This window comes from Deltaproteobacteria bacterium, assembly GCA_016875395.1.
In the GTDB taxonomy this organism is placed as follows: domain Bacteria; phylum Myxococcota_A; class UBA9160; order UBA9160; family UBA6930; genus VGRF01.
In genome coordinates, this window is sequence record VGRF01000009.1 from 67,468 (window position 1) to 83,630 (window position 16,163).

The following is a 16,163-nucleotide window of genomic DNA, read 5'->3' on the forward strand; positions in this document are numbered from 1 at the left end:
ATCAGCGCAGCACCTCGATCGCATCTCCGACCGCGATCTCGCCCGGCTCCACCACGCGCCAGTAGATGCCGCGCCAGTTGTTGTGGCGCGTCTCGGCGCGCTGCACGAAGCGCAGCGCGTCGTTGCCGAAGCGCGCGTTGAACTTGGCGCAGCCGTTGTGCGGGAACGGCGTCGTCTCGACCAGCGCGCTGCCGACGCGAATGCGCGTGCCGGTGGGCAGGTTCGCCGCGGAGAGATCGAGGTCGACGTAGAGATTGTCGCCGAAGGTCGTCAGCGGCTGGCCGGCGCCGAACGCGCGGCGACGTCGCGGTTCATCACGGCGAGCTGCATGTCGAGATCGCGCGGCGCGGGCAGGCGGCTCCACGAGTCGCCCGGCACGCCGAGCTCGCGGTCGAGCACGACGCGCTGCGGCGTCGTGCGCGCGCCGTCCGCGTGGCGTGAGAGGATCAGTGCGAGCGTGCCGCGATCTCGCGGCGCCGCGGGCAGCGCGCGGATGCCGGCGTCGAGCTCGGCGAGCGAGAGGTGGCGGACTCCAGCATTCATTCGACGTACCCCATGGCGCGCAGGCGTTCTAACAACTCTTCGTCCGGGATCGCAGGCGCAGCGGGCGGCGGCAGCCGCTTCAGCGTGCCCGCCTTCACGAAGCGCGGCGGGTGCTGCGCCAGCGCGCTCGGCTCGAGCCAGTGCGTCGCGAGCTTGCCGGGGAGATCGTCGGGAATCTGCGCGCGCGCGAGGTACGCGTAGAGCGGGGCGATGTCGAGCACCGAGAGCTCGCCGCGCCGTGCGTCGTGGCGCAGCGCGCCGCCTGCCGCCGCGAACACCGCGACGGGATCATGCGTGCCGCTGAAGCCGTCCCCGAAGATCAACTCGCGCGCGTCGTGCAGCTTGCCGCCGATGCGCACGCGACCGTTCGGCCACGCACCATCGAGCGCATCGCCGTTCGGCATCGCGACGATCCAGGCGTGCGCTGGCTGGTCGAACTCGAAGCCGCGCGTGAAGCGCGCGACCTGGCGGAACGCCCACTGTGCGAGTCGATCGCTGAAGCCGCGCTCGTGGCCCTCGGGGCGCTGGATGCCGTCGAGGCGCCACACCGAGAAGAGCGGCGCACCGGCTTCGGTCGTCGCGCCTTCGAGCAGCGCGACGAGCTTCTCGAGCAGCGCGTCTTGCTGCGCGAAGTCCCCGGGAACGACGCGAGCGGCCACGACCGCGAACTCGCCCATCTCGAACGTGTTAGGTCCCTCGTGCAGCGCCTCAGCCGCGAGCGCCTTGCGAAGCCGTAACGACCACACGCGCTGCCACTCAGGCGAGGCCTGGAAGCCGTGGTCGGAGGCGACGATGACCGCGCACTCGGCTGGCAGCGCGGCCACGATCTCGCCGAGCGCGCGGTCGAATCCGACGTACGCGTCCTCGATCGCGCGCGCGTACCGCGCCTCGGGCGGTGGCGCGGAGCCCACCTCGAACTGCGCGGGAAACGAGTCGCCCCAGAAGCGGTGCGAGAGCGCGTCGATCGCGTAGAAGGAGACGGCCCCCGCGTCGAGCTCGAAGGCGCGCGCCAGCGCGTTCCAGCGCGAGGGGCGCGCGGCGAGCTCGCGGAACGAAGTGCGATGAAAGCCGTCGCGCGTGGTGATGCCCGCGTTCGAGTAGCGGTAGTCGCCGACGCCCGCGCGCGCGAACGCGTCGCTCGGCGAGATCGCGCCGTCGCGGCGGAGCCAGTCCGGAATCACGAAGCCGCCGGGCAGCGGGCGCGGCGGCCACGTCACGAGCCACTCGTACGTGCCGACGCGCAGCCCCTGCACCGCGAGGCGCTCGAAGATGGTGGGTGCCGCGATCTCGCGCGCGTCGCCGAAGAAGTCGCCGATGCCGTGCACGGCGGTCGGCTGGCCGGTCGCGATCGAGGTCCACACCACGGGCGAGATCACCGGCTCCACCGTCGCGAGGTTCGCGTGGACGCCGCGCTTCATCAGCGCCGCGAGATTCGGGAGCTTGCCCTGTGCGAGCAGCCGGTCGATGACGCTCCAGCTCGCGCCATCGACGCCGACGATCACGACGCGCGGCGCCGCGTGTGCGGAGCTGGCGCCGAGCAGCGCGGCGAGCGCGAGCACGAATGCGGCGAGCGAGGGCGGCGGGCGAAGGGAGCGCGACATCGAGGCTCCGCGGTGCGCGGTGAGATGCGACGCTAAGGGGCGCGCGCGAGCGGGGCCAATGCGGGCGCGAACGGGCACCAGACCAGGGATGTTCCGCAACGAAGGCAGCTGAAAGTTGGAATCAGGGAGTGGCGCGATGCCGGCGCCGCGCGGTCATGCCGTCCGCTCCCGGAGCCACTTCCCCCGCGCGAGCCAGATCAGCATCAGCCCCGCGTTGATCACCGCGTACACGAGGTTCGCGATCCACATGCCCGTCGCGCCGTAGTCGAGCCGCGAGCTGAGGATGACCGCGAGCGGAATGCCGGCGCCGAACGCAGCGCCCACCGAGATGAACATCGGCGTGAGCATGTCGCCTGCCGCTTGCAGGGTGCGGAACGCGACGAAGTAGAGGCCGTAGAAGCTGAGCAGCACGGCGGTGTAGGCGAGGTATTCGGTCGCGTGCGCGGCCACGAGCGGATCGCTCGTGAACGTCGCGACGAAGCCCTCTCGCCATAACAACAGCGCGAGCGCGCACGGCCAGAGCGCGGCGCAGGTGGCGATGAAGCTCATGCGCACCGCCGGCCAAACGCGCTCGATGCGGCCCGCGCCGAGGTTCTGGCCGACCAGCGTGGCGCACGCGTTCGAGATCGGGAACGCGATCATGATCGCGACCATCTCGACGCGCACGCCGATGCCGTACGCCGCTACGACCTCTGGGCCGAGCCGCGCGGCGAACACGGTGAAGAACATCAGGATGCCCGTGCGCGCGAGCATGTGGAGGCTCGGCTGCCACGACGAGCCGAGCAGGCGCTTCAGCGCGGGCAGGTCGGGGCGGAAGTGCTCGCGGCGCAGTCGCACGCGGCCCTCGCCCCCTAACAAGGCGACGACGATCATCGCGCCGCCGACGAGCGAGCCGATGCCGGCGCCGAGCGCGATGCCGCGCACGCCGAGCTCGGGCAGGCCGAAGGCGCCGAAGGCGAGCGCGTACTGCGCGACGAGCATCACCGCGGCGGAGACGAAGTTGGCGAGCATCGGCGTGGTGGCGTCGCCGGCGCCGGCGAGCACGGACGCGCCGAGCTGGATCGCGATCGGGCCGATCAGCAGCGCGAACGTGATGTGCGCGAAGGCGGCGATGCCGGCGGCGACGTCGGCGTCGTTGGGCGACATCCAGCGCGCGAGCGGATCCACGAAGAAGAGGCTCGCGAGCGCCGCCACGACCCAGAACGTGCCGCCCGCGAGGAGCGACTGGCCCGCGACGTGCTCCGCTTGCCCGCGCTGCGCCGCGCCGACCATGCGCGCGATGAACATCTGCGTCGCGGTCTGCAGGCCCATCAGGAAGAGCATGGTCAGCTGGCGAAACGTCTGCGAGGCGCTGTTCACTGCGGCGAGCGCGCTCGTGCCGAGCTTGCCCGTGATCCACATCTCGCCGAGCTGCATCGCGCCCGCGCCCGCGAGTGACGCGACGATCGACGGCAGCGCCAGCGCGAGCACCGAAGTCATCAGGTCGCCGCGCGTGTGGTCGCGATCGCGGATGCGGGCGAACCACGATGCCTGCTTCGGTGCGGAGTCTTCGGCCACGCGGCCACGGTGGCACGAATCAGAGAATCGAGACAAACAGTGGCGCGCGCCCTGCGCCTCGGAGGCTCCCCATGCGCCGCGCTCTCGTGCTCGTCGCCGTTCTCCTCGTCGCCGTCGCCGCGTTCGTGCGCATCGCCGGCTCCGGCGCACTGGGCGAGCGCTGGCACTCGGGCGACCCCGTGGCGCGGCCACGCGCTGCGGAGCGCGTGGCGGCGGAAGCGAGCGCGCAGTCGAGCGCGGCGGTGGCGGCAGGTGTCGCGGACGCGAAGCAGATCTTGTTCGGCGATCTGCACGTGCACACGACCTATTCGCCCGACGCGTTCATGATGGCGCTCTCGTCTTCGGGCGGTGACGGCGCGCATCCGGTCGACGACGCGTGCGACTTCGCCCGCTTCTGCTCGGCGCTCGACTTCTGGTCGATCAACGACCACGACGTCGGCCTGACACCCTGGCAATGGGAGGAAACGATCGCGTCGATGCGCCAGTGCGATGCGGTGGGCGGCGGCGGCGGCGCACCGGACACCGTGGCGTTCCTCGGCTGGGAATGGACGCAGATCGGCAGCACGCCCGACAACCACTACGGCCACAAGAACGTGGTGATCCGCGGGCTCGGCGACGACGAGATTCCCGCGCGTCCCATCGCCGCGGCGCAGGTGCAGCTGCTCAGCGAGGACGAGGCCGATGCGGCGTTCAATCCGTGGGCGCTCGGCTTGTTAGGGCTGTTTCGGCCGGGCCAGGAGTCGTTCGACTTCATTCGCTTCTGGAACGAGCTGGACGTGGAGGCGTGCCCGGAGGGCGTGCCGGTGCGGGACTTGCCGAAGGACTGCCGCGAGTCGGTGAAGGACCCGGCGGGCCTGTTCGCGAAGCTCGACGAGTGGGGCTTCGACTCGATCGTGATCCCGCACGGCACGACCTGGGGCATGTACACGCCCTCGGGCTCGGCGTGGGACAAGCAGCGCGGCGCGCAGCACACCCGAAGCGCCAGACGCTGATCGAAGTGTTCTCGAGCCACGGCAACTCCGAGGAGTTCCGCGCCTTCCGCGAAGTCGAGATCGCGGCGGACGGCGCGAAGGCGTGCCCTGCGCCGGACGGCGCGTTCACGCCCTCGTGTTGGCGCGCGGGCGAGATCATCGCCGCGCGCTGCGCTGCCGCGGGCGAGAGCGCGGAGGAGTGTGCGAAGCGCGCCGAGGAGGCGCGCGCGAACTACGTCGCGGCGGATCTGACCGGCCACCTCACCGTTCCCGGCGCGAAGGTGGAGGACTGGCTCGACTCCGGGCAGTGCCCCGACTGCTTCCAGCCCGCGTTCAACTACCGCCCGCGCAGCTCGGTCCAGTACATCATGGCCCTGCGCGACTTCGAGAACCCCGCGCAGCCCGAGCGCTTCCACTTCGGCTTCATGGCGTCGAGCGACAACCACTCGGCGCGCCCCGGTACGGGCTACAAGGAGATCGCGCGCAGCACGTTCACCGAGGCGCGCCTGCCGCTCGCCGCGAGCGAGCTGTTGGGTGGGGCGCGCAAGCCGGAAGATCCGAGCGCGCGCAGCGTTCCGTTCGACGCGACGAGCGGCGCGTACCAGTTCTTCGATCTGCGCGAGTCCGAGCGCTCGAGCTCGTTCTTCCTGAACGGCGGCCTGATCGCCGCGCACGCGAGCGGGCGCGACCGCGACGCGATCTGGGACTCGCTGCAGCGCCGCGAGGTCTACGGCACGAGCGGCCCGCGCATCTTGCTGTGGTTCGATCTCGTGAACGCGGGCGCCGAGGCTGCCGCGAGTGCGCCCATGGGCAGCTCGCTCGCGTTCGGCGCGGAGCCGCAGTTCCGCGTGCGCGCGGTCGGCTCGTTCGAGCAGAACCCGGGTTGCCCGGATGATTCGACCGAGGCATTAGGGACGGAGCAGCTCGCGCGCCTGTGCCGCGGCGAGTGTCATCACCCGAGCGAGAAGCGGCGGCGCATCACGCGCATCGAGGTCGTGCGCATCCGCCCGCAGAACGCTCCCGGCGAAGACGTCGCGCCGCTGATCGAGGATCCGTGGCGCGTGATCGCGTGCGAGCCGAGCGAGGCCGGCTGCGCCGCGACGTTTAGCGATCCCGAGTTCGTGGGCGCCGCGCGCGACACGCTCTACTACGTGCGCGCGATCGAGGAGAAGAGTCTCGCCGTGAACGCCGACTTGCTGCGCTGCGAGCGCGACGGCTCGGGCAAGTGCGTGCGCGTGAAGCCGTGCATCGGCGTGAGCCCGGAGGACGAGTGCCTCGCCGAGACCGAAGAGCGCGCGTGGTCGTCGCCGATCTTCTTGGAGCACGCTCCGGCCGAAGGCGCAGCGGGCGGCGCGATCGCGCGCGCAGAAGGAGTCCAGCGATGAACGAGCGAAACCTACGCAACCTCGCGGATGAGCTGGAGATTCGCGCGCTCGTGGCGCGCTACGCCGACGCGGTGAATCGCGTCGCCGCGGACGACTGGATCGCGACTTGGGCGGACGATGGCGAGTGGCGGCTGATGGGCCAGGTCGTGACGGGCCACGCGGCCCTCGTGCCGTTCTGGAAGAACGCGATGGGGATGTTTCGCTGGGTGATTCAGCTCGTGCACCAAGGCACGATCGCGCTGGACGGCGACCGCGCGACCGCGCGCTTCTACATCAGCGAAGTGGGCGAGCGCGCAGACGGCGCGCGCAGCTCGATGGTGGGCGTCTACAGCGACGAGTGCGTGCGCACGGCCGCGGGCTGGCGCTTCGCGCGCCGCAGCTTCGACGCGCTGTACTGGGGCACGCCCGATCTCGCGGGCAGCGTGTTCGGCTTCCCCGCGGACAAGAATCGTCCCACGCCCTGAGTCCCCTCAGCGGCGCGCGGCCCACTTCCGCGCGTCCTCGCTCGCGCTCCATTGCAGCGCGTTCGCGACGAGCGTGCGGAACGCGGGGTTCGCGTACGCGAGGGGCCCGTCGCCGAGTTCGATCGCGACCACCGGGCTCGCGCCGCACGCATTCGCCCACGCCACGAGATTGCTGCCGCGCGGGTGCGTCCAGCGCGCGCTCTCTTCGGGCGGCGCGAGCGGCGGCGACGTGAAGTTGCGCGCGTCGTAGTCGTAGTCGGCCCGTAACAACGGCGTGACGTCGCGCTCGAACGCGCTCGTCTTGAGATAGATCTCGTCCGTGATCTCGAAGCCGGCGGCGTCGATGCCCGCGAGCACGGGATGCCCCGGCGTGGCGGGGCGCACGCGCACGGTCGCGTTGCGATCGGGCTCGCCCGCGCCGCCGCGGAAGCCGGAGCCCGGCACCTCCGCGTCGCCGAGCTTGCCCGCGCGCAGCATGAACGGCGTGCGCGAGAGCGCGCGCCAGAGCGGCCAGGCGGGCCACGCGACGAGCGCGTGGTTGAGCATCACCACGCCCGTGCCGCGCGCGACGAGCCGCTCGATCGCAGCGCGATACGACGCGCTCGGTTCCACCCAATCGAGCGGTGCGCCTTCCATCGCGAGCCCCGGCAGCGCGATGCCCCACATGTCGTAGAAGAGCACCGCCGCGTAGCGAGCCGCTTCGTCGCTCGCGAGCACGATCTGCGCGGCGGGCTGCTCGACGAGGCACGCCTGCACGCCGGGCAGCGCCTCGACCATCGCCATGAAGGCGCTGCGGTCGTATGCGTGCCCGCCCGCGACGACGAGAACCGGAAGCGGCATTCGCGTGTCTCCTTGTTAGGGAGAGCGTGCCGCAGCGGCGCGGCGGTGCGCTCTCGCGCGCCTATGATGCGCGTTCTTCATCGCCGCGCGCATCCGAGGAGTCGCCGTGTCCGAGCTGCCGAGCCGCACCACTTCACCCGCCGAGTTCCTCGAGCAGTGGCTGCCGCGCGCGTTCGCAGAAGTAGGCCTCCCGCCCGGCAGCGAAGGCCTCGATGTCTCGCTCGGGCTCCTGCTCGAGGGCGAGGGCGGCGGCGAGTGGGTCGTGCGCATCGCCGGCGGCGCAGTCTCGGTGACGCACGGCTCGCGCGGCGAAACGCCGGTGACGTACGTGCAGCGCGTCGCGGATTGGCGCGCCGCAATCTGGGACGGTGCGGGCGGCGCGATCGGCGAGGGCGCCTCACGCTTCTTCCGCCCCGCGGCGCTGCGCGCGACACCCGAGACCGCGGCGCAGCAGATCGCGGCGGCGCCAACGCCGGCAGCGCTCGCCGAGCTCGCGAAGCTCGAGGGCGTGGTGCGCATGGAGGTGACCGGCGGCGCGAGTGGCGACTGGGCGGTCGCGTTCAAGCTCGGCCCCGGCGCGATTCCGAGCGAAGCTACCGCCACGCTGCGCATGACCGCGGACGACGCCGCCGAGCTCGCGAGTGGCGCGCTCGACCCGATGCAGGCGTTCCTCGGCGGCAAAGTCGAGGTGCTCGGCGACATGACGATCGTGCTGCAGATGCAGGCCGCGCAGATGATCGCCGCGGAGGCCGCCGCGGCGGCGCGAGGCTGACGGCGTGCGCGCGCACGCAGGCTGTCGCGACGTTATTTCGGCCGCGCGGGCCTAGCCCCACCGAGGGGCGGGCGCTAATCACTCGCGCCTCCGCGGGGTGGTAGTTCAATCGGTTAGAGCACCGGCCTGTCACGCCGGAAGTTGCGGGTTCGAGTCCCGTCCACCCCGCCAGCTCGCCCTGATGAATCGCCGCGTTGCAAAGGCGATGTCGCTCGGGGTCCAAACGGAGTCCGAGTCCGCTTGCGTCGCGATCTGCCCGCGCGATCGCGTCGATGCGGGTCTCGTTGCTGCGAACGCAGCACGCCGGAACAGTTCCACCAACCGGTGTCACCTCGGCGAGCCGCGCGAGCGCCCCGTGCTCTTGCGATCGCGCTGGCCGAGCGCGCTGAACTCGCACGCGAACGCTCGCCCGCTGCGCGACGCGGTCGCACGCTTCGCGCAGCGGACTCGAGAGCCAGCGATTGGAGTCGCGTCGCCCGGTCGGGACGAAGAGCGGCGCACCTGTTAGGGCGCTCGCGCTTCGCGGCCGCTCGCAGCGCGCCGGCAACTCTCCGGCACGCAACTCGCTGCGTTCGCTCGCTCCCGTGGGGCATTCCTCTAGTCGTGGATTTTGGTGACGAAGAGCACTGGGACTACGGCGCGGAAGCGCCCACTTAGGAGCTCACCATGCTAGGAGCTCACCATGCGGTCCCGATTCGCTGCGCTCGGATTTGGCGTCCGAGCCCAGCTTCGCCGTCTCGATCGGGGCGTCCGCCTTCAGTGGCGCCCAGACCGTCGAGCACTTCGAGGGTCTCGTGGTCGGCCCGAACGTCGGCGCGACGGCGTTCGCGAACATCGTGTCGCCCGGCATCAGCGGCGCCTACGCGTTCGCCTCGGGCGCGATCCTGAATGGCGTGAACCCGGGTCTGTTCGCGAACGGCGCCTTCGTGCACAACACGGCGATCGCTGGCGCGGTGAACGCCTGGGGCGCGAACGGCAGCGTCAGCGCGGCGAGCCAGGTGCCCGACGCGTGGGGCATTCTTTCGAGCTCTTACCTCGGCGCCTTCGACAACGTCGGCGCCGGCAGTGCAATCCTCGACATCTCGTTCTCGCAGGACATGGCGCGCGTCGGCGCGTTCGTGGCGGGCGCGGCGGGCACCAGCATCACGCTCGAGGCGTACGACGCGGTCGGCACGCTGCTCGAGTCGATGACGATCGCGTCGCCGAGCGTCGCGGCCTGGGCGAACAGCTTCGTCGGCCTCGAGCGCAGCGAGGGCATCCGCCGCGTGGTGTTCCGTGGCGCCGACTTCGGCATCGACGGCCTCGCCTTCGAGGCCGCGCCGGCGGTGGACGAGCCCTCGGTGGCGCTGCTCGCCGGCGAGGGCGCGCTGGCCTCTGGACGATGGGCGGCCGCGAGCGCGCGACCGCGCGCGCCCGCCGGTCGGCGTAGCGCTCAGCGCAGCGCGCGCGGACGGCGCGGTGATGCGAGGCCTCGCCGCGCCGCTCGATCTCACCGCGAGCGGCGCTGCTGCAGGTCACCGAGGCTCGCGCATCGGTCGCTCGCTCAGCCGAGATCGAAGCGGTCGAGGTTCATCACCTTCGACCAGGCCGCTACGAAGTCGGTGACGAACCTCGCTTGTCCGTCGCGACTCGCATACACCTCGGCAAGCGAGCGCAGCTGTGAGTTCGAGCCGAACACGAGGTCGACGGTGGTCGCCGTCCACTCGAGGGCGCCCGTCGTGCGGTCGCGCCCTTCGAGCACGCCCTCGGTCGCCGTCCTTCTCCACGCCGTGCGCATGTCGAGCAGGTTGACGAAGAAGTCGTTGCTCAGCGTTCCAAGGCGGCGCGTGAGCACGCCGTGCTTGCTGCCCTCCGTGTTGGCGCCGAGCACGCGCAAGCCGCCCACGAGCACCGTCATCTCGGGTGCGCTGAGCGTGAGCAGCTGCGCCTTGTCCACCAACAACTCGGCCGCGGCACTTTCTGCACCGTTGGCAGTGAAGTTGCGGAAACCATCGGCGCGCGGCTCCAGCACGCCGAAGGATTCGACGTCCGTCTGGTCCTGCGATGCGTCGGTGCGACCCGGCGAGAACGGCACCTTCACCTCGTGGCCCGCCTTCTTCGCTGCCGCTTCCACCGCGGCGCCACCGGCCAGCACGATCAGGTCGGCCAGTGAGATCTTCCTGCCACCGGCGGCCGAGGAGTTGAAGTCGTTCCGCACTCGTTCCAGCACCTTCAGCACCTTGTCCAGCTCCGGCGGCTGGTTCACCGCCCAATCCTTCTGAGGTGCCAGTCGGATGCGCGCGCCATTGGCGCCGCCCCGCTTGTCGCTGCCACGGAAGCTGGCCGCCGAAGCCCAGGCCGTACTCACGAGCTGCGGGATCGAGAGGCCCGAGGCCAGCACCTTCTGCTTCAGCGCAGCGATGTCCTGCTCGTTCACCAGCGGGTGACTCACCGCGGGCACCGGGTCTTGCCAGATCAGCACTTCCTTGGGCACGAGCTTGCCGCGGTATCGCGACCTCGGGCCCATGTCGCGGTGCGTGAGCTTGAACCACGCGCGCGCGAAGGCATCCGCGAAGGCCGCCGGGTCCTTGTGAAAGCGGCGTGAGACTTTCTCGTACGCGGGGTCGAAGCGGAGGGATAGGTCCGCCGTGGTCATCATCGGCGGGTGCTTTTTCGAGGGGTCGTGAGCGCCCGGGATGAGGTGCTCGGGCTTGCAGTTCTTCGCGACCCACTGTTTCGCGCCGGCCGGACTGCGCGTGAGCTCCCACTCGTAGCCGAAGAGCATGTCGAAGTAGCCGTTGTCCCACTTCGTCGGGTTCGGCTTCCACGCGCCCTCGATGCCGCTGGTGATGGTGTGGGCACCTTTGCCGTCGCCCAGGGTGTTGATCCAGCCCAAGCCCTGGGCCTCGATCGGCGCGCCCTCGGGTTCTCGCCCGACGTGGCTCTCGAGCCCAGCGCCGTGAGCCTTGCCGAAGGTGTGGCCGCCCGCGATCAGCGCCACGGTCTCTTCGTCGTTCATCGCCATGCGAGCGAAGGTCTCTCGCACGTCGCGGCCGGAAGCCACGGGGTCGGGGTTGCCGTCCGGGCCCTGCGGATTCACGTAGATGAGGCCCATCTGCACCGCGCCGAACGGGCGCGCGAGCTCACGATCGCCGGAGTAGCGGCTGTTGGGCTTGTCGCTCGTGGCGAGCCACTCGGTTTCGGAACCCCAGTGGATGTCTTGCTCGGGCTCCCAGATGTCGGGCCGGCCGCCCGCGAAGCCGAACGTCTTGAAGCCCATCGACTCGAGCGCCACGTTGCCCGCCAGCACGAGCAGGTCCGCCCAGGAGAGCTTCTGGCCGTACTTCTGCTTGATCGGCCACAACAGCCGGCGCGCCTTGTCGAGGTTGCCGTTGTCGGGCCAGCTGTTCAGCGGAGCGAAGCGCTGCGCGCCGGTGCCTGCGCCGCCGCGGCCGTCGTGAATGCGGTACGTGCCGGCCGCGTGCCAGGTCATGCGGATGAAGAGCGCGCCGTAGTGACCCCAGTCCGCGGGCCACCAGTCCTGCGAGTCGGTCATCAGCGCGCGCAGGTCCTTGGTCACGGCGTCGAGATCGAGAGTCTCGAACTCCTTGGCGTAGTCGAAGCCGACGGGCAGGGGGCTCGACTTCGACGACTGCTGGTGAAGGATCCCGAGGTCGAGCTGGTTGGGCCACCAATCGCGGTTGCTGCGGCCCCCGGCGGCCATGGTGTGATGGAACGGGCACTTCGCTTCGCTCGACATGATGTTCATCCCCTCGAACCGGCGCGGTCGGCTTCGAGTCGCCGCGCAGTCTCTGTCGCTTGGGCCGAATTGCCTGCGACTCCGAACTATCGAGCGCGCCCGTTGATCGGGCCAAGACAACTTCTCGATGACTTCGATAGGCTGCGCCTATCATGAAGCTCGACGCTCACGCCTTCTCGCTGCGCCAGCTCCAGTACGCCGTCGCGGTGGCGGACGCGCTCTCGTTCCGGCGCGCCGCCGAGCGCTGCCACGTCTCGCAGCCCGCGCTCTCGGCGCAGCTCGCGCTGCTCGAGGGCGCGCTCGGCGTGCGCCTGTTCGAGCGCGACCGCCGGCACGTCGTGCTCACGCCGGCGGGCACGCTCGTGGTGGAACGCGCGCGGGCGCTGCTGCGCGACGCCGACGATCTCGTCGGTCTCGCCACGCGCGCCGGCGACCCCCTCGCCGGAACGTTGCGCGTCGGCGTGATCCCGACGCTCTCCCCGTACCTGCTGCCCGAGATCGCGCCCGCGCTGCGCGCGCGCTTCCCGCGCCTCACGTTGCTGTGGAGCGAGGACAAGACCGCGAGCCTCGTGGCCCAGCTCGATCGCGGCGACCTCGATGCGGCGCTGCTCGCGCGCGAGGCGGCGCTCGGCGACGTCGAGGGAGAGCCGATCGCGCGCGATGCGTTCCTGCTCGCGCTGCCGCCGCGGCACCCGCTCGCGACCGCGCGGGAGCCGCTCACGCCGAAGGCGCTGCGCGACGAGCCGGTGCTGCTGCTAGACGACGGCCACTGCTTCCGCGACCAGGCGCTCTCGTTCTGCGAGCGCGCGCGTGCGCAGGAGCTCGAGTTCCGCGCGACGAGCCTCTCGACCCTATCGCAGATGGTGGCGAGCGGAGCGGGCGTGACGTTGCTGCCCGAAGTCGCTGCGCGCAGCGAGGCCGCGCGCGCCAAGCTGAAGCTGCGCCGCTTCGCCGCTCCCGAGCCGGGGCGCACCGTGGCGCTCGTGTGGCGCAAGCGTTCCGCGCTCGCGCCGTCGCTGCGCAAGGTCGCCGAAGTGCTACGCGCGGCGTATCCGGCGAAGGCGCTCGGCAAACGTCCGCGCTGAAACGCTTCGGCCCCCGTCGCCGCGCGCTATCGGCCCTGCATGCGCTGAGAGAAGTCCCAGTGCGTCGCACGCACGGCCGTGAGTGCGAGCGCGACCTCCGGCTCGTCGCGCGAGAGCAGCCAGCGCGAGAACGGCGTCGGAGCTTCGCCGAGGTAGCGGGACGCGAGTCGCCCCAACAACTCCTTGCCGCGCTCGGGCACGACCCGCGCGAGCGCGCGCCCGCGCACGCCGCGGTACGGCACTTCGTTCGTCGAGACCTCGAAGCCGCAGCGCGGCTCGCGCGCGAGCCACGCGGCCGCCTGCGCGCGTGCCGGCGTCGCGCACCACAGCGTGTCGCCCTCGCGCAGGAACCAGAGCGAGACGAGCGCGGGCCAGCCGGCGGCATCGGTGCACGCGATGCGCACCGGCACGCATGCGGCATCCAGTAACTCACGCGCCGCGGGTGAAAGCTGCTCGCTCACGGCGCGGCGCGCCGGCGCGGGAACAGCGCAGCGGGTTCGCGCGCGAGACCGAGCGCAGTGCAGACCGCCTCCGCCGCGCGCCGCCCCGAGCGGAGCGCCCCGTGCAGCGAACCCATGTCGCGGTGATCGCCGCACGCGAACAGCCGCGGCCCGAAGCGCACCTCGCGCTCGACCGGCTGCAGCGCGCCCACGAGTTGTTGGGGGAGCGCATGTGCGATGCGGTCGACGCGCAACAGACGCCACGCATCCACTTCCACACCGAACCACCCGCGCAGCTGCGCGCACGCGTCGCGCGCGAGCTCCGCGTCGCTCGCGCTCGGCACGCCGATCACGCTCGCCGAGACGAGCGCGCTGCCCGCGGGCGCGTAGCTCGGCGCCACCGCGCTCGGCACGCACACGTGATTCACCGGGCCGCTGCCCTCGGCGTCGAGCACGAGCAGCGGCGCGCCCACGGGGTCGCGCTCCGCCGCGAACGAGAGGCACGTCGTCGCGTTGTGGCGCAGCGCGGGCAGGGTGGGCAGGAAGCTCCGCGCGCTCTCGCCGTCGGTGGCGATCACCACCGCGCTCGTCTCGAAGCGCTCGCCCGCGACGCGCACGCCGCCCGACTCGATCGACTCGACCGGCGCGTTCACGCGAATCGCGCCATCGGGAAGCCGCGCCGCAAGCTGCCGCGGGATCGCCTCCATGCCCTCGGCGGGAAGCGTCGCTTCGCCGAGCGCGAAGTGGCGAAACGCGAACTCGAGAAAGCGGCTCGAGCTCGCGAGGTCGCGCTCGAGGAACACGCCCGCGAAGAACGGGCGGAAGAAGTGCTCGATCGCGCGCTCCGAGAAGCCGCGCGCGCGCAGGCGCTGGAGCGCGCTCTGCTCGGGGCGCTCGTAAAGCGCTTCGAGCGAGCCGCGCGTCGTGTGCTGGCGGAGCGCGCCGACGCGCAGCTGGTCGGCGAGCGGCATCACGGGCGAGCCGAACAGGCGCGTCAGCTCGCGCGGGTGCCGCAGCGGATCGATCACGTCGGCGAACGCGCCGCCGACTCTCACGCGCGCGCCCGGTAGAAACGCGCCGAGCTTCAGCGCAGGGAGATCGACCAGCGCCTGCACTTCGGGATAAGCGGTCGACAACACCTGAAAGCCGCGATCGATCTGGAAGCCGTCGACGCGGTCCGTGCGCACGCGCCCGCCCACGCGATCGGACGCCTCGAACACGCGCACCGCCGCGCCGGCTTCGTACAGGTGCAGCGCGCACGCGAGCCCCGCCACGCCGCCGCCCACGATCGCCACCGGTGCGGCGTTCATCGCACGTCGTCAGTCATTGGGCCCTCACTTCCAGAGCAGCGGCCACACGATCGCGTCGAGCAGCACCGTCTGCACGCTGAACGCCGCGGCGCCGAGCGGCGCAGCGATTCGCCACGCGCCCGGCAGCATCGCGCTGCGCGTGGTGGCGAGCAGCGCGAGCGAGCCCGCTGCGACGAGCCAGAGATCGAGCACCACGAGCGCGAACGGAATCGCGCCGTCGAGGTGCCACTTCGTGAGCGGCAACCACAGAATCGAGCCCGCGAGCACTGCCGCGAACATCGCGAGGAGGCGCGGCGCGCTCGCTGCGTGCAGGAAGAGCGCCGGCGCGAACACGAAGTAGCCCGCGGCCGCGACGAACATCCACGCCGTGTAGACACCCCGCAGCCCAGGCGGGACGCCGCCCCACATCGCGGCGACCGCATCTGGCCAGAACGCGAAGCCGTAGACGTAGGAGCCGAGCACGGCGGGGCCGAGCGCGAGCTGAAGCAGGAGGAAGCGGCGTTGGTCGCGGGACATCACGTGACTATGCCCTGACAATTCGCGCTGCCTAGCTGCCGCGCGAGTGGTTTCGGGGAGCGCCAGATCACCCAGTTGAAGTCTCAGTTTTGTCTAGATTTAATCTTGACATCCGTTGCGCTTCGAAGCAACCTCATTTTTCGGAAGGGACGAGCTCGTCCCCTCCTGGAGGTGCCCGCGGTGAGCTGGAAGCGCTGGATCCCGATCGCTGCCGTCCTGCTCTGCGCGCTCGCCGCGAGCGCGAGCGTCGAGGGCGCGCGACGGCTCACGTTCGACGTGTTTCTCGACGAACGGCCGATCGGCGTGCAGCGCTTCGGGCTCGAGACGACATCGAACGGGCTTCGCGTCGAGGTCGACGCGGCCTTCCAGCTCAGGGTGCTGCGCATCACCGCGTTCTCGTACGAGCACCGCAACGTCGAGCTGTGGCGCGACGGTTGTCTGCACTCGATCGAGTCGCGCACGAACTCGAACGGCACGCCCTATCGCGTGAAGGGAAGCGCCGCAGGCGACGCGTTTCTCGTGTCGAACGGCGCGGGCGAGCAGCGGCTGGCCGAGTGCGTCGGGACCTTCGCCTATTGGGACAAGCGCGAGCTGCTCCAGCGCTCGAAGCTGCTCAACTCCCAGACTGGTGACTACGTGAACGTCGCGGCGCGCGCGCTCGGCCCCGGCAAGCTGAAGCTCGGGGACCGCGAGCTGCCGGTAGAGCGCTACGAGCTGCGCGGCCGCGATCTCGCGATTCAGCTTGCCTACTCGGCCGAGACCGGGGAGTGGGTCGCCCTGGACAGCGAGGTCGCTGGCGGGCGCACGTTGCGTTACCGGCGCAGCGCCGGGGAGCTGCGGGAGTTCGATCGAGCGGGCCTGGTCGGGACTCGCTGAGGGCCCGGATGGAAAGACCGCAGGCCGCGATCTTCGCTCGCGTCCGCAGGCGAGTGGCAATCGA

Annotated in this window: 17 protein-coding genes and 1 tRNA gene; 7 read left to right on the forward strand and 11 right to left on the reverse strand. The window is 71.1% G+C overall.

Features of this window, described 5'->3' with window-relative positions; all coding sequences use genetic code 11:
* Window position 1 precedes the first annotated feature (1 nt).
* From FJ091_09300 to FJ091_09315, 4 genes are all read right to left on the reverse strand, one after another.
* Window positions 2-364 carry an MOSC domain-containing protein gene (locus tag FJ091_09300; protein ID MBM4383551.1) on the reverse strand — a complete coding sequence of 121 codons (363 nt, stop codon included), beginning with the start codon at window positions 362-364 and terminating at the stop codon, window positions 2-4.
* The gene (locus FJ091_09305; protein MBM4383552.1) at window positions 271-543 is read right to left on the reverse strand and encodes a hypothetical protein; all 273 of its coding nucleotides are present in this window, start codon (window positions 541-543) and stop codon (window positions 271-273) included. Before FJ091_09305 ends, FJ091_09300 begins: the two co-directional genes overlap by 94 nt.
* A complete protein-coding gene (locus tag FJ091_09310) occupies window positions 540-2,144 on the reverse strand; it encodes an alkaline phosphatase family protein (GenBank protein MBM4383553.1) in 1,605 nt (534 codons plus the stop codon). The genes FJ091_09305 and FJ091_09310 overlap by 4 nt, the downstream gene beginning before the upstream one ends.
* A gap of 153 nt (window positions 2,145-2,297) precedes the next feature.
* A complete protein-coding gene (locus FJ091_09315) occupies window positions 2,298-3,701 on the reverse strand; it encodes an MATE family efflux transporter (GenBank protein ID MBM4383554.1) in 1,404 nt (467 codons plus the stop codon).
* A gap of 71 nt (window positions 3,702-3,772) precedes the next feature.
* On the opposite strand from FJ091_09315, the gene FJ091_09320 reads away from it, so the two are divergent.
* Genes FJ091_09320 through FJ091_09330 form a run of 3 tightly spaced genes read left to right on the forward strand, consistent with a single transcriptional unit; the run spans window position 3,773 to window position 6,521 of the window.
* Window positions 3,773-4,693 (forward strand): DUF3604 domain-containing protein, encoded by a 921-nt coding sequence (locus FJ091_09320; GenBank protein ID MBM4383555.1) that lies wholly within the window; start codon window positions 3,773-3,775, stop codon window positions 4,691-4,693.
* Window positions 4,645-6,057 (forward strand): DUF3604 domain-containing protein, encoded by a 1,413-nt coding sequence (locus tag FJ091_09325; GenBank protein ID MBM4383556.1) that lies wholly within the window; start codon window positions 4,645-4,647, stop codon window positions 6,055-6,057. The genes FJ091_09320 and FJ091_09325 overlap by 49 nt, the downstream gene beginning before the upstream one ends.
* The gene (locus FJ091_09330; GenBank protein MBM4383557.1) at window positions 6,054-6,521 is read left to right on the forward strand and encodes a nuclear transport factor 2 family protein; all 468 of its coding nucleotides are present in this window, start codon (window positions 6,054-6,056) and stop codon (window positions 6,519-6,521) included. The genes FJ091_09325 and FJ091_09330 overlap by 4 nt, the downstream gene beginning before the upstream one ends.
* A gap of 6 nt (window positions 6,522-6,527) precedes the next feature.
* On the opposite strand, the gene FJ091_09335 is transcribed toward FJ091_09330, so the two are convergent.
* A complete protein-coding gene (locus tag FJ091_09335; GenBank protein ID MBM4383558.1) occupies window positions 6,528-7,361 on the reverse strand; it encodes a ThuA domain-containing protein in 834 nt (277 codons plus the stop codon).
* 106 nt (window positions 7,362-7,467) lie between these two features.
* On the opposite strand from FJ091_09335, the gene FJ091_09340 reads away from it, so the two are divergent.
* Both FJ091_09340 and FJ091_09345 read left to right on the forward strand, forming a co-directional pair.
* Entirely contained in the window at window positions 7,468-8,133 is a 666-nt protein-coding gene (locus tag FJ091_09340) for an SCP2 sterol-binding domain-containing protein (GenBank protein MBM4383559.1), read from the forward strand.
* Between the two features lie 94 nt (window positions 8,134-8,227).
* Window positions 8,228-8,304 (forward strand) — tRNA-Asp (locus FJ091_09345).
* Window positions 8,305-8,992: 688 nt separating this feature from the next.
* Here FJ091_09345 and FJ091_09350 read toward each other — a convergent pair.
* The 3 genes from FJ091_09350 to katG form a co-directional block, all read right to left on the reverse strand.
* Window positions 8,993-9,151 (reverse strand): hypothetical protein, encoded by a 159-nt coding sequence (locus tag FJ091_09350; protein MBM4383560.1) that lies wholly within the window; start codon window positions 9,149-9,151, stop codon window positions 8,993-8,995.
* A gap of 12 nt (window positions 9,152-9,163) precedes the next feature.
* Window positions 9,164-9,427 carry a hypothetical protein gene (locus FJ091_09355; GenBank protein ID MBM4383561.1) on the reverse strand — a complete coding sequence of 88 codons (264 nt, stop codon included), beginning with the start codon at window positions 9,425-9,427 and terminating at the stop codon, window positions 9,164-9,166.
* Window positions 9,428-9,676: 249 nt separating this feature from the next.
* Window positions 9,677-11,872: a catalase/peroxidase HPI gene (katG, locus tag FJ091_09360; GenBank protein MBM4383562.1), complete on the reverse strand. Its 2,196-nt coding sequence runs from the start codon at window positions 11,870-11,872 to the stop codon at window positions 9,677-9,679.
* A gap of 152 nt (window positions 11,873-12,024) precedes the next feature.
* Here katG and FJ091_09365 point away from each other — a divergent pair, with 152 nt between their 5' ends.
* Window positions 12,025-12,957 carry a LysR family transcriptional regulator gene (locus FJ091_09365; protein ID MBM4383563.1) on the forward strand — a complete coding sequence of 311 codons (933 nt, stop codon included), beginning with the start codon at window positions 12,025-12,027 and terminating at the stop codon, window positions 12,955-12,957.
* Window positions 12,958-12,983: 26 nt separating this feature from the next.
* Here the strand turns inward: FJ091_09365 and FJ091_09370 are convergent, their stop codons facing one another.
* The 3 genes from FJ091_09370 to FJ091_09380 are packed head-to-tail and all read right to left on the reverse strand — an operon-like array spanning window position 12,984 to window position 15,223.
* A complete protein-coding gene (locus FJ091_09370; protein MBM4383564.1) occupies window positions 12,984-13,418 on the reverse strand; it encodes a pyridoxamine 5'-phosphate oxidase family protein in 435 nt (144 codons plus the stop codon).
* The gene (locus tag FJ091_09375) at window positions 13,415-14,707 is read right to left on the reverse strand and encodes an FAD-dependent oxidoreductase (GenBank protein MBM4383565.1); all 1,293 of its coding nucleotides are present in this window, start codon (window positions 14,705-14,707) and stop codon (window positions 13,415-13,417) included. The genes FJ091_09370 and FJ091_09375 overlap by 4 nt, the downstream gene beginning before the upstream one ends.
* 24 nt (window positions 14,708-14,731) lie before the next feature.
* Window positions 14,732-15,223, reverse strand: coding sequence for a hypothetical protein (locus FJ091_09380; protein ID MBM4383566.1), 492 nt, complete (start codon window positions 15,221-15,223; stop codon window positions 14,732-14,734).
* 180 nt (window positions 15,224-15,403) lie between these two features.
* Here FJ091_09380 and FJ091_09385 point away from each other — a divergent pair, with 180 nt between their 5' ends.
* Entirely contained in the window at window positions 15,404-16,099 is a 696-nt protein-coding gene (locus FJ091_09385; protein MBM4383567.1) for a hypothetical protein, read from the forward strand.
* The last annotated feature ends 64 nt before the right edge of the window (window positions 16,100-16,163 follow it).